The 12,622-nt window shown below is 70.7% G+C and carries 10 protein-coding genes and 1 pseudogene; 1 reads left to right on the plus strand and 10 read right to left on the minus strand.

The genetic code is table 11. The features are described 5' to 3' along the window. From bacP to FJV41_RS42940, 6 genes and pseudogenes are all read right to left on the minus strand, one after another. Nucleotides 1-459, minus strand: a pseudogene (gene bacP, locus FJV41_RS42915) (bactofilin BacP); the annotation flags it as partial. 3 nt (nt 460-462) lie between these two features. Further along, nucleotides 463-786 (minus strand): bactofilin family protein, encoded by a 324-nt coding sequence (locus tag FJV41_RS42920; protein WP_002636698.1) that lies wholly within the window; start codon nt 784-786, stop codon nt 463-465. A 59-nt stretch (nt 787-845) separates the two neighbouring features. Continuing rightward, the gene (gene bacN / locus FJV41_RS42925) at nt 846-1,187 is read right to left on the minus strand and encodes a bactofilin BacN (RefSeq protein ID WP_141648417.1); all 342 of its coding nucleotides are present in this window, start codon (nt 1,185-1,187) and stop codon (nt 846-848) included. Between the two features lie 55 nt (nt 1,188-1,242). Next, nucleotides 1,243-2,082, minus strand: coding sequence for an alpha/beta hydrolase (locus FJV41_RS42930; protein ID WP_141648418.1), 840 nt, complete (start codon nt 2,080-2,082; stop codon nt 1,243-1,245). A 12-nt stretch (nt 2,083-2,094) separates the two neighbouring features. Further along, a complete protein-coding gene (locus FJV41_RS42935) occupies nt 2,095-3,972 on the minus strand; it encodes a tetratricopeptide repeat protein (protein WP_141648419.1) in 1,878 nt (625 codons plus the stop codon). A 43-nt stretch (nt 3,973-4,015) separates the two neighbouring features. Further along, nucleotides 4,016-6,517: an ATP-binding protein gene (locus FJV41_RS42940; protein ID WP_141648420.1), complete on the minus strand. Its 2,502-nt coding sequence runs from the start codon at nt 6,515-6,517 to the stop codon at nt 4,016-4,018. 569 nt (nt 6,518-7,086) lie between these two features. On the opposite strand from FJV41_RS42940, the gene FJV41_RS42945 reads away from it, so the two are divergent. Further along, on the plus strand, nt 7,087-8,694 hold the full coding sequence (locus FJV41_RS42945; RefSeq protein ID WP_141648421.1) for a hypothetical protein: 1,608 nt from the start codon (nt 7,087-7,089) through the stop codon (nt 8,692-8,694). 60 nt (nt 8,695-8,754) lie between these two features. Here FJV41_RS42945 and FJV41_RS42950 read toward each other — a convergent pair whose 3' ends face one another. The 4 genes from FJV41_RS42950 to FJV41_RS42965 are packed head-to-tail and all read right to left on the minus strand — an operon-like array spanning nt 8,755 to nt 12,549. Further along, entirely contained in the window at nt 8,755-9,495 is a 741-nt protein-coding gene (locus FJV41_RS42950) for a TlyA family RNA methyltransferase (RefSeq protein ID WP_141648422.1), read from the minus strand. After that, on the minus strand, nt 9,492-11,246 hold the full coding sequence (locus FJV41_RS42955; RefSeq protein WP_141648423.1) for a 1-deoxy-D-xylulose-5-phosphate synthase: 1,755 nt from the start codon (nt 11,244-11,246) through the stop codon (nt 9,492-9,494). Before FJV41_RS42955 ends, FJV41_RS42950 begins: the two co-directional genes overlap by 4 nt. After that, nucleotides 11,246-12,139, minus strand: coding sequence for a polyprenyl synthetase family protein (locus FJV41_RS42960; RefSeq protein ID WP_141648424.1), 894 nt, complete (start codon nt 12,137-12,139; stop codon nt 11,246-11,248). The genes FJV41_RS42955 and FJV41_RS42960 overlap by 1 nt, the downstream gene beginning before the upstream one ends. Before the next feature lie 29 nt (nt 12,140-12,168). After that, complete coding sequence (locus FJV41_RS42965; protein WP_141648425.1) at nt 12,169-12,549, minus strand: response regulator; 381 nt, start codon at nt 12,547-12,549, stop codon at nt 12,169-12,171. Nucleotides 12,550-12,622 lie beyond the last annotated feature (73 nt).

Below are 12,622 nucleotides of genomic sequence, written 5' to 3' on the forward strand. Positions count from 1 at the left end.
CGGACGCGCGGGAGGGGTGCTCGGGCGGGCAGGCGTCGCGGTGGGCCGCGTCACCGGAGCGGCGGGACGCGCCACCACGGGGCGCTCCGACGGCAGACGGCCGGGCTCCACGTCACCCATGTCCACGCGGCCACGGAAGCTGGCACCGTCCACGATGATGACGCGCGGTGCGTGGATGTCACCCACCATGCGTCCTTCGCGGGTCAGCTCCACGCTCTCGGTGGCGTTGATGTTGCCCACCACCACGCCGCTGACGATGGCGTTGCGAACCGCCACGTTGGCCTTCACCACGCCCGACGGCTCCACGATGAGGGTGCGGCTGAGCGTCAGCTCGCCCTCGACGCGGCCCCGGACGGTGAGGTCCTCATCGCCCGTCAACCGACCGCTGATGAGGATGGAAGGCCCCACCACGGTGTTGTTGACGTCGTTGTTACCGCTCAACTCCTTCGGGGTGGCCACGAATCAGCGCTCCTTCATGTCCATGTCGACGTTGCCCTTGAAGGAGGCACCATCGGCGATGAGGATGCGGGGCGCCTTGATGTCGCCCACGACACGGCAGTCCGTCTTCAGCTCGACCTTGTCGCTGGCGACGATGTTGCCCGTCACCCGGCCGGCGATCTCCACGTTCTGCGTTTCGATGTCCGCCTCGACGACGCCACTGCCCTCGACGTAGAGGCTCTCCTTGAGGGAGATCTTCCCCTTCACGGTGCCCTGGATGACCAGGTCCTCGTCTCCGGAAATCTCTCCGTCGATGACGATGCTCGAACCAATGACCGTATTCGCCATGAGTGTTGTCCGCCCTCTAGAAAGGTGTGTGCCGCGCCGTCAGCGCCGCGGCGTGAGCTTCAGATGTCGTCTGGCAGCCGGACGTCCATCTCGATGGAGCCGTTGAACACGGCGCCATCCTCGATGACGATGCGAGGCGCCTTGATGTCGCCGGCCACCTTGGCCGAAGCGTTGATGGCCACGCGAGTCGAGGCGTCGATGTTGCCGCTCGCCTCGCCGTTGATGGTCAACTCCTCGGCGCGGATGTCCGCCTGCACCTTGCCGGTGCTCTCGATGGTGAGGTGGTTCTTCAGGGCAATCTGCCCCTCCACCCGTCCCTCGATGACAAGGTCCCCACCGCCCGTGAGGTTCCCCTTGATGACGATGCCCTTACCGATGATGCCCGTTTCACCCGTTGCCATGCGGTGACCTCACCCAGAGCCCGCTCCTTCCGAGGAGCCGAGCGCTTTGATTATGTCAGAGATGCGCGGAGATCCAGCCGGAGATATCCCGGAACACCTCGGCGCGCCCCACCTCGTTGAGCGGCTCGTGCCTCATGCCGGGGTACTCCTTGAACTTCTTGTCCGCCGAGCCCGCCGTCTCGAAGAACACCCGCGCCGCCGCCGGCGCCGCCACCCCGTCCTCGGCTCCGCAGAGCACGAACAGCGGGACTTGAATCTTCGGCGCCAACAGCATCGCCTCCGCCTGGGCCTTCGTGGACTCGATGAACCAGCGAGGCGTGGCGATGGACAGGTAGAGCGGGTCCTCCCGGGTGGCGCGCTGCACCTCCGGGTCCTTGGTGAGGGCTTCGATCTTCAGTCCGGAGGCCAGGCCCAGCCACGGCACCAGCGAGCCCACCGCGCGCGCCGCCATCACCTTCACGGCGGGCGGGGTCAACGCGAGCTTGAAGTACGGGCCTGACATCACCAGCCCGGACAGGCCCTCCACCTTGCGGCCACCGGCCCAGTGCGCCGCCATCAGCCCGCCATGGCTGTGGCCGAGCGCGAACGTCTTCTTGCCACCGGCCGCGCCGCGCACCCGCTCCCAGAAGACCTCCAGGTCGTCCACGAAGTACTGCCACTTCTCGCTGTAGGCGCGGCGGCCCTCCGCGCGGCCATGGCCCCGGTAGTCGAAGCCGTGCACCGCGAAGCCGTCCGCCAGCAGCGCGTCCGTCACGTACTGATAGCGGCCGAAGTGGTCGCCATAGCCGTGCACCACCGCGACATGCGCTCGCGGTTCGGCGTCGGGAAGATGCGTCTTCCAGAAGAGCCGCGTCCCATCCCGGCCAGTGAAATAGCCCTCGTCGTGGCGAGCCATAGGCCCAGCAACTTAGCGGCCCGCCGCACCCATGGATAGCGCCTTGAGCTTGCGCTCCAGCGCCTCCCGCTGCCCCGGGGGCTCGGCGGACTCGGGGTCCAACGACAGCACCTCCAGCGCCCGGCGCCACGCACCCGCCGCATCCGCGCTCCGAGCCGCGCGCTGGTAGGCATCCCCCAGATGCTCGAGGATGACCGGCTCGTCGGGCGACAGCGACGACGCGCGCTCCAGCGCCTCCACGGCGCGCGGGTAGTCCCCCCGCCGGAAGTACACCCAGCCCAGGGAATCCAGGAAGGCGCCGGTGTCTGGGCGCAGCTCCAGCGCGCGGAGCACCAGCCGCTCCGCCTCGTCCAGGTCCCGGCCCGTCTGCGCCAGCAGGTAGCCCAGGAAGTTGAGGGCCGCGGCATGGTCCGGCTCGACCTCCAGCACGGCCCGCATGCGCGCCTGAGCGCCGGCCACGTCCCCCTGGCGCTCGAAGGCGGCGCCCTGCACGTACAGCAGGGCCTGGTCCTTCGGTGCGCGCGCCACCGCCTCGCGCAGCAGGGACAGGGCCTCCGCGCCCCGCTTCTGGCGCTGCAGCGTTCCGGCGAGCGCGTCGTAGAGCGAGGCGGAAGGCCCCTGTGCCAGCCCTTCCTTCAGCACGGACTCGGCTCGCGCCGGCGCCCCTCCCCGCTCCAGCGCGCGGGCGTATTGCGCGCGAATCTCCAGGTCCGACGGGGCTTGCTGAAGCGCGTCGCGCAGCAGCGCGAGGGCCCGGGGATGCTGCCCCGCGAGCGACAGGCACCGGGCACGGCGCACGCGGGCATCCGCGAAGACGTCCGCGCTCTCGGGCACTCCCGCGAAGGCCTCCGCGGCGTCGGCGAAGCGCCGCATCCGCTCGTGCACCAGCCCCGCGTAATAGGCGAGCCGGGGCTCATCACCGCTGGCCGCGCGAGCGGACTCCAGCACCTCCACTGCGGCCGTGTGCTCACGCTCGGCCAGGTAGCTGAAGGCCACCCGCACCGCGGTCTCCGGCTCTCCGGAGAGGGACAGGAGCCGGTCGAAGTACGCCCGGGCCCGCACCACGGAGCCCGCCTTCAGCGCCGAGCGGCCCGCGGCCAGCAGCACTTCCTGGCTGTCCGGCTCGTGCTCCAGGGCCCGGGCCAGCGTCTCCTCGGAGCGCGCGGGCCGCCCCGTCTCCTCGTACAGCTTCGCCAGCGTGCCCAGCACCTCCACGTCACCGGGGTCCCTGGAGGCGGCCTCCGTCAGCAGCCGCTCGGCCCGGTGGGTGTCTCCGCGCTCGGCCAGGGCCAGCCCCAGGCGCCGGTATCCAGAGGCCTCGCCCGGCAATGCTCGCGCGAGGGACTCCACCACCTTCACCGCCTCGGCGGGGGAGCCCGACTCCAGGTAGAGCTGCGCGAGGACGAGGTAGGCCTCGGGCTCGCGAGGCTTGAGCGACATGGCCCGGCGCAGGTGCAGGCGGGCGCGGGTGAAGCGGCCCGACTCCAGCAGCACGCGCCCGAGCAGGACGTGGGCCGGGTAGTACGCGGGAGCACGCTCCACGGCGCGGCGCAGCTCCCTCTCCGCCTTGTCCAGGTCTCCAAGCCGGGCGTACTCCTCCGCCAGGCGGGTGAGCAGCAGCGGGTGTCCGTCATCCGTGGCCAGGGCCAGGCGCAGCGCGTCCACCGAGCCGCGGTGGTCCCCCGCATGGTGCAACAGCCGCGAGCGCAGGTAGTGGGAGTAGCTGGCCGACGAGGAGAAGGCCCCCTCATCCGTGGCCGCCGCGTCCATGGCCTCTCGCATCGCCTCCCGGTCCACGCGCGGTCGGCGGGACGGGGGCGCCGCCGCGAGGGCACCTGGCCCCCACAGGGCGGCGAGCAGGACGACGGCGAGGAGGCGAGAGGGGCTCACGCGAGACGAAGTCTAGCGCGGCCCCGACCGCCGTGCAGGTGCCTCAGCCCTCCGCGGGAGGTGGGGCCCCCAGCTTCTCCAGCAGCTTCTCCACCGGGTCGCTGTCCTGGCTCACGTCCGCCACCGCGGAGCGGTACTCGGTGTCCGTCGCCTTCTCCACATCCGGCATCAGCCGGCCGATGACGGTGCGAGCGGCCTCCGCGTTGCACTCGGGCAGGACGACGACGAAGACGCCCCCGCCCAGGTGGGAGATGGCATCCGGGTGACGCACCCGCTTGCGCATGACGTCCGCGATGTTGCCGGGAACGGGTTCCACCGGACGTTCCGGCCGCAGCACCGCCAGGCTCAGGGCCCGGTGGTAGCGACGGCTGCGCGCCAGCTCCTGCTCCAGTCGCAGCAGCAGGCCCCGCCGGTCATGCAGCCCCGTCGTCGGGTCGCTCCCGGTGCGACGCTGGAGCGGCGACCCCGAGCGCTCCTGCTGCTCGCGCTCGCCCTGCCTCAGCTTGAGGGCGCGGTCCGTGCGGTTGAGCAACTCCACCGCGTTGAACGGCTTGCTCATGTAGTCCACCGCGCCCAGGTTGAGCGCGCGGACCTTCTCCGCGACCCCCTGGTGCGCGGACAGCAGGATGACGGGGATGTGCGCCGTGTCGGACGACGACTTCAGCGCCATGGCCGCATCCAGCCCGTCCAGCTTGGGCAGGAAGACGTCCATCACCACCAGGTCCGGCCGCTGTGCGCGCGCCCGGGCCAGGCCCTCCGCTCCATCTCTCGCCACCTCCACGCGGTACTTCGAGCGCAGCACCTCCGACAACACGGCGGCGATCTCCGGCTCGTCCTCCACCACGAGGACGCGCGGCTGCTCGTGCACGCTGGTCGCCGCGACGGGCGGACGCGGATTGCGCGGCGCCTCCTGCGCGAGCGGCAGGGTGAAGACGAACAGGCAGCCATGCTCCGGCGGGCTCTCCGCCCAGATTTCTCCGCCGTGCAGCTCCACGAACTCCTTGCAGATGGCGAGCCCCAGCCCCGTGCCCTTGCCACCGTGGCGATAGCGGTCGAACACCAGGTGCAGCTCGTCCTGCGGAATGCCGACGCCGTCGTCCTGCACGCACACCTTCGCCGCGTCACCGTCGGGACGTCCCAGGCGCCGGGTGGACACGACGACTTCGCCCGCGTCCCGCGCATGGTGGATGGCGTTGGTGATGAGGTTCTGCAGCACCTCGTGCAGCTTCACCTCGTCGCCGATGAGCATCAGGCTGTCGGGGCAGTCCGCCCGCAGCGACACGCCGCGCTCGGCGGCGAGAATCTCCAGCTCGTTGACGGCGTCGCGGCACAGCTGCGCCACGTCCAGCACGCGAGGCTCGATGGACAGCCGCGCCGCCTCGCCCTTGCCCTTCTCCAGCAGCGATTCGACGAGGCCGAGGATCTTCTTGCCCTGGCGAATCATCGCCTCGGCGGACTGCTTCTGCTGGGACTCCAGCGGACCTTCGAGCAGCAGCCGGCCGTGCCCCAGCAGCACCTGGAGCGGGGCGCGCAGGTCATGGCTCACCACCGCGATGATCTCATCCTTGAGGCGGTTGAGTTCCTTGAGCCGGCGGTTGGCCTCGAGCAGCTCGTGGTAGCGCTCCACGTAGGCCATCTCCAGGTCTTCGCGCTTCTTCTTCACCGCGGTGTGCAGCCTGGCGTTGCGGATGGAGTTGGCCAGCACACCGGCCACGGCCTGGGTGAACTCCTGCTCGTCGCGACCGAAGGACGCGTCCATGCGCGAGACGCGCAGGAACAGCGCGCCCAGCAGGTCGTCCTGACAGATGAGCGGCTGCACGAGGATGGACTTCACGCCCAGCGGGACGAGGGACGTGCGCACCTCCGCCATGAGCGGATCTCGCTGCGCCTCCTCGATGAGCACCGGCTCTCGCGTCTCCAGCGCGCGGCGCAGCTCCGGATAGCGCGCCACTTCGATATCCAACTGCACGAGGCTCGGGTCCTCCTGCGTGGCCACCACCCGGCCCGTGCGGGCATGGCTGCCCTCCACCAGCACCACCGAGCACCGGTCCGTCCCGGTGACACGCCCCACCTTGTCCACCGCGATGCGGAGGATCTCCTCCAGCTCCAGCGAGCTGGTGGCCGCCTGGGTGATTTCCAGCAGCATCCCCATGCGCAGGCGGACGCGCTCCTCGCGGTCCCTCAACCGGCCCGCCCGCAGCGCGGCCTCCAGGCGGGGCACCACCTCGTCCGCGCCGCGAATCCAGTCGTCCACGGCCAGGCGCTTGAAGGCCTCCGCGGACCGGCTGCGCCCCAGGTCCACCAGCACCGGCAACCGCTGAAGGCGCTCCACCCGACGCAGGGACTCCAGCAGCTCCGCCGCGCGCTTCGCCGTCACCGACAGCAGGACGACCTCCGGCTGCAGCGAATCCGCCACCTCCGCGAGCCCGCTCTCCCGTTCGGCCGACGCGCAGTGGTAGCCGCTCGCGGTCAGCCGCTCCATCAAGGCGTCGCCGGACTCCTTCCCGGCCACCACCAGCACGCGTCCCCGCTGATCCGCCTGCATCTCGACTCTCACAGTGAACCTCTCGCCAACCGGGCCCGGACCAGGACTCGATGGGGAGGCTGCAAAAACCCGTTGAGTGCGTAAGGGTTCATGGTTCGGATCCCGATCATGCCGCTGATCACGTCCGTGGGCCAGAGCGGCGCACATCCGGAGACGGCGGTAACTGTGAGTGGAGACGCGGAGGCGCCACGCCCATCGTGGCTTTCCCGCACGAACGTCGAAGGTGCTCCTCGCGGGCTCCCGCGCCGCGCCCACCGGGTGCTCCGAGTGGAATGGGCGCGCGGAACAGCGCCGGGCGAAGAACCTTCCCAGGTCCTTGACGCGCCAGCGCCGGTCGCCCGGTCGGGCGCCGTCCATTCAAGCATCCATCCGGCCCTCATCGCTTGCTCCCACCCGTTTCCGTATCACCCTGGCTTCGCGGATTTACCGGCCTCCACGTACGGAGTATCGGCGGCTATCACGTCACGGGCCTGTCAAGGGCCGCAATCGACGCCTGCCCCGGCCTGCGGAAGCGTTTCGGGAGGGGGGATGATGCCGGGAATGGTGCGAGCGAGGTAGAGTGCGGTGCCATGCTCCACCCTCCCGTGACTCGGCGTGCATGGCGCACCGCCCTCGTTCTCGTCTCCAGCCTGGCCACCGCTTGCGGCGATGATCCGCCGCCGCCCACGCCGGATCCCCCCCAGGTCGCCTTGACGGTCCTCGAGGGGAACTCCGCGGGGACGTCCCTCAAGCTCAGCGTCACCGTGTCCGGCTGCGAGAAGGTCGCCACGCTGAACATGTACGACCGCACCACCTTCCTCAAGGCGTTCCCCTATGGGAGCGGCGCCACCCCCGTGGAGCTGCTGGCGTCGGACATCCCCTACGCCAACCCGCTGGTCGGCATCGCCGCCAGCCTGTCGCTCACCGCGGAGGTGGTGTGCGACGACGGGCGGAAGAACACGTCCCTGCCCCAGTCCGCCACGTTCTTCCCGGTGGCCCGGGTGGTGGAGGATCCCCAGGGCGCCCAGGTCTACTCCACCCCGCTCGCCATCGACGGCACGGGCGCCGGGATGACCTTCCTGAGCTGCGCCAAGACGACCACGGGCGGCCTGGAGACGATGTACCGCCACAACTCCGCGGGCAGCGGGGCCTCCGCCCTCCAGGTTCCCACCCTCTGCAACGCGTCCACGGTCATCACCCCGCGCCACGCTGTCACTCGCAAGCGCTGGGTCTGGACGCCGGGCTACGGCGCCTTCGCCGTCGGCGACGACTTCAAGATTTCGTCGCGCACGCCCATCGACCTCGAGGTCGAGGATTTGACCGTCATGCCCAACGGGGACGCCGTCATCCGCTCCGTGCCTGGGCCCATCTACCGCATCACCCACGACACCGCGGACGGCCTAGGCATCGGCGTCACGCGGTGGAAGTACACGCGGGAGATTTCGGTCGGAGACCCCATTGGTGACCTCGTGGTGCGCAGTGACGGCCGGGTGCTCGCCGCCAGCCACATCGCCTACAGCGAGAACCGCTCGGACGTCATCGTCGAGGAGTTGGACGGCGGCACGGACTCCGCGGGCGGAACGCTGCAGGCCACGCGCATCATCCGGCAGCTCTTCACGTCCAACACCTCCACGCCGCTTCCGGTGGGCTCGTTCAGCCCGGATGGCAGCATCCTGTACCTGGGCTTCGCCCTGCCCGAGGACAAGTCGCAGGTCCTCGCGTGCGTCGCGACCCTGGATGGCTGCGAGGGCGCCGCGTCGAAGTGGGCCACGGGCGTGCTCAACGGTCAGGTGAAGCAGATCGCCACGTACGCCAACGGCAACCGCGTGGCCGCCGCGACGACGCAGTTCGTGTGGCTGCTGGATGCGACCACGGGCGTCATCCGCAATCGAGGGGGCCGCTCGGTGGACGCCAACGGCGCGCTCCACGTGAAGTTCCTGCTCCCAGCGAACCCCTCTTCGGACCTGTTCTTCCTCAACGGGCCGGCCGCGCAGGGACAGACGGTGACGTTGCCGGTGGAGCTGGTGGGCGTGGATCAATCTTCGGGCAGCGTGGCCGAAGGTCGCGAGCTCTTCCGCTACCAGGTGCCCGTCTCCATGGGCGCCGCCTTCGACGACACCGGCCGGCTCTGGATGCGCACCGGACTCAAGCTGCTCCAGCTCCAGCCCTCTTCGCAGTACCGCAGCGCCCGGCCGTAAGGACCTTCGGGAAGGGCGCGGCGCACACGCTCCGCCCTTCCCATCCGAGCACAGGCGGACTCAGGGCCGCTCGGCGACCAGGAGGGCTTCCACGTTGCCGGCGGGCCCCGGCACGGGGGAGTCCATCAGTCCCCGCACGGTGAGGCCCTGCTCGCGCACGAAGGCCGTCACGGTGTCGATGGCATCCTGGCGCGCTGCGGCGTCTCGCACCACGCCGCCCTTGCCCACCCGGTCCGGCCCCACCTCGAACTGGGGCTTCACCAGCGCGGCCAGCAGTCCGCCTGGCTCCAGGAAGCGCAGCACCGAGGGCAAGACCTGCGTGAGCGAGATGAAGCTGACGTCGATGACGATGACGCCCACCTTTTCCGGAAGGTCCTCATCCGTCAGGTAGCGCGCGTTGACGCGCTCACGCGAGCGCACCCGGTCATCCTTCCGGAGCTTCTCGTGGAGCTGGCCGTAGCCCACGTCGATGGCGTGGACCCGCACCGCGCCGTGCTGGAGCAGGCAGTCGGTGAAGCCTCCCGTGCTCGCGCCGATGTCGGCGGCCACCTTCCCGCGCACGTCGAGCCCGAAGCGGTCGATGGCCCCCTTCAGCTTCAACCCTCCGCGAGAGACATAGGGAAGCACCTCGCCCTTGAGGCGTAGCTCGGCCTCCACCGGGATGAGGGAGCCGGGCTTGTCCACGCGCTGGTCATCCACCACCACCAGCCCGGCGAGGATGAGCGCCTGGGCCTTGGTGCGCGACTCGGCCAGGCCGCGCTCCACCACCAGCACGTCCACCCGCTCCTTGCGAGGCTTCACGGTTCGCTCCTCTCCAGCAGCGACAGTCCTGCCCGCCGGAGCCCCGCCGCGTCCAGCCCGAGCTCCGCGCGCTGCACCCGCGCGTCCCCGTGGGGCATGAAGGTGTCCGGCATGCCCAGCACCCGCACCCGCGCGTGGACACCGCGCTCCGCGTAGAGCTCCAGCACGGCGCTCCCCAAGCCCCCGCGCACCGTCCCCTCCTCCGCCACGACGACAGGCCCGTGGGAGGCGGCTTCCAGCAGCGCGGCCTCGTCCAGCGGCGACAGGCCCCGAGCGTCGAGCACGCTCCACCCAGGCTCATTCCGAGCGGCTTCCAGCGCCGCCAGGCCCAGCGGGCCCAGGGTCACCAGCGTCAGCTCCGGACGCTCGGCGCGAACGAGCCAGCGCGCTCCCCGCACGGGCGCTTCTTCCACCCGCACTTCGGGAGGCAGCGCGGGCAGCGTGCCCCGAGGAAAGCGGAGGACGGAGGGCCGCGACGATTGGAGCGCGGTGGCGAGCATGGGCGCGAAGTCCTCGCCCACCACGGGCGCCCACAACGCGAGGCCCGGGAGCGGACGGAGCGAGGCCACGTCGTAGGTGCCCTGGTGCGTGGCGCCGTCCGCGCCCACCAGTCCCGCGCGGTCCACCGCGAAGACGACGGGCAGGCCCGGCAGGCACACGTCGTGGATGATCTGGTCATACGCGCGCTGCAGGAACGTGGAGTAGATGCAGCACACGGGGCGAGCCCCCGCGGCGGCGAGTCCCGCGCAGAAGGTGACGGCATGCTGCTCGGCGATGCCCACGTCGTGTACGCGGTCCGGGAAGCGCGCCTTGAGGGCATTGAGTGCGGAGCCCTCCAACATCGCGGGCGTCACCGCCACGACGCGCGAGTCGCGCGCCATCGCCTCTTCCAGTGCCCACGCGAGCGCCTCACTGTACGTGCGGTGGCCTCCGCGCGAGCGCACCAGCTTGCCGTCGCGCCACTCGTACGGGCCCATGGCGTGGCCCCGCGTCTGCGCGTCCGCCTCCGCGGGAGGGAACCCCTTGCCCTTGAGCGTCAGCGCATGCACGACCACGGGCCGGGACGAAGCACGGGCCTCGCGCAGCGCGTGCACCAGCGCGCCCAGGTCATGGCCATCCACGGGCCCCAGGTACGTGAAGCCCAGCCCCTGGAAGAAGTCGCGCGCGCCCCGGGTGCGCAGCAGCGAGGGAATCGCGCCCACGTTGGCGCTGATGGACATCTGGTTGTCGTTGAGCACGACGACGAGCGGCAGGTGACTGCCTCCCGCGTTGTTGAGGCCCTCGAAAGTCAGCCCTCCGGTCAGGCCCCCATCCCCGAGCACCGCCACCACGTGGCCCCGGTGGCCCAGCATCCTGCGGCCCTCCAGCAGCCCCAGCGCCGCCGACACCGCCGTGCAGGAGTGGCCCGCCAGCAGCGCGTCATGCGGACTCTCGCGAGGGTCCAGGAAGGGCGCCACGCCACCGGCCTGCCGCAGCGTGTGCATGCGCTCGCGCCGCCCGGTGAGCAGCTTGTGCGCGTACGTCTGGTGACCCACGTCGAAGAGAATCGCGTCGGTGGGCGAGTGGAAGACGCGATGGAGCGCGACGATGAGCTCCACGGCGCCCAGGGAGGCGCCCAGATGGCCGCCCACCTTCCCGCAGATGGAGATGATGTCTTCCCGGAGATCCTCACACAGCTGGGGCAGGTCCGCTTCGGGAAGCGCCCGCACATCCGTCGGAGAGGCGATGCGTGCCAGCAACTGCTGCGCCATCAGGACTTCCGCTCCACCACGTAGCGCGCGAGCGCCGCCAGCGGTCCATCCTCGCCTTCGAGCGGACGCACTGCTTCCACCGCCAGGGCCACCTGCTCCTCGGCCATCCGCCGCGAGGCGTCCAGCCCCACCACGGCGGGGAACGTGTGGCGCCCCGCCTCCGCGTCAGCGCCCGCCGGCTTGCCGAGCTGCTCGCGCGTGGCCGTCACGTCCAGCACATCATCGGCGATCTGGAAGGCCAGCCCCACGGCGTCACCGTAGAGCTGCGCGCGGACCAGCGCCTCCGCGTCTCCACCGCCCGCCAGCGCGCCCATGCGACACGCCGCGCGGATGAGGGCCCCCGTCTTCAGCCGGTGCATCCGCACCAGGTAGTCCAGGACGGCGGGACGGTCCTCCGCGGTGTCCAGCACCTGTCCACCCACCATGCCCGAAGCGCCCGAGGCCACCGCCAGCTCCCGGCACAGCGCGCCCCGCACGGGCTCCGGCCCGTCGCCGAGCAACACGAAGGCCTCCGTCAAGAGCGCGTCGCCCGCGAGGATGGCCATCGCCTCGCCGTACACCTTGTGGTTGGTGGGCCGGCCGCGGCGAAAGTCGTCGTCATCCATCGCCGGCAGGTCGTCATGCACCAGCGAGTACGTGTGGACGTACTCCAGCGCGCAGGCCGCGTCACCGGACACGGGAGACACCAGGGAAGCGCGCGCCACCGTGTCCGCGAAGGTGAGGCACAGCACGGGCCGCAGCCGCTTGCCGCCCGCGAGTAGAGAGTAGCGCATGGCCTCCACCAGCCGGGGAGGCGCACCAGAGGGCGCGAGCCGGTCCGCGCGCTCGAGCAACAGCGATTCCACCCGCGCCTGCTGGGTGCGCAGGAAGGTGTCCAGGTCGAAGTGGGCCAAGCGTCGGTGCTCCTTGCGCTGCTGGAATACTAGGGAGCCGGTGGAGTCACCAGCTCCCGAATGCGCCGGACGAGCTTCTCCGTGTCCAGGGGCTTGACGAAGTAGTCCGCGGCGCCGACCTCGCGACCTCGCCGCTTGTCGTCGGAGTCTCCCCGCCCGCTGATGAAGATGATGGGGATGTCCCGGAAGTGCTCGTTCTTCTTCACCGCCTTGCACAGCTCGAAGCCGTCAATCCAGGACATGTTCACGTCCAGGAGGATGGCTTGCGGGCGGTGGAGCTGCAGCGAGGCGATGAGCCGCAGGCCGTTGGCCGCGAGCGTGACCTCGAAGCCCTCGTCCTCGAGGGCCGCCGCGAGCAATTCCCGCGTGTCGCGGTCATCGTCGACGATGGTGATCTTCGGCTTCGACATGCCGGTGTGCGCGTCCCGCACGAACTAGAACGGGACGTCATCCTCGGGGGGAGGTCGGGGGGCAGGCGCCCGG

The sequence above is a fragment of the Myxococcus llanfairpwllgwyngyllgogerychwyrndrobwllllantysiliogogogochensis genome, assembly GCF_006636215.1.
Classification (GTDB): Bacteria; Myxococcota; Myxococcia; order Myxococcales; family Myxococcaceae; genus Myxococcus; species Myxococcus llanfairpwllgwyngyllgogerychwyrndrobwllllantysiliogogogochensis.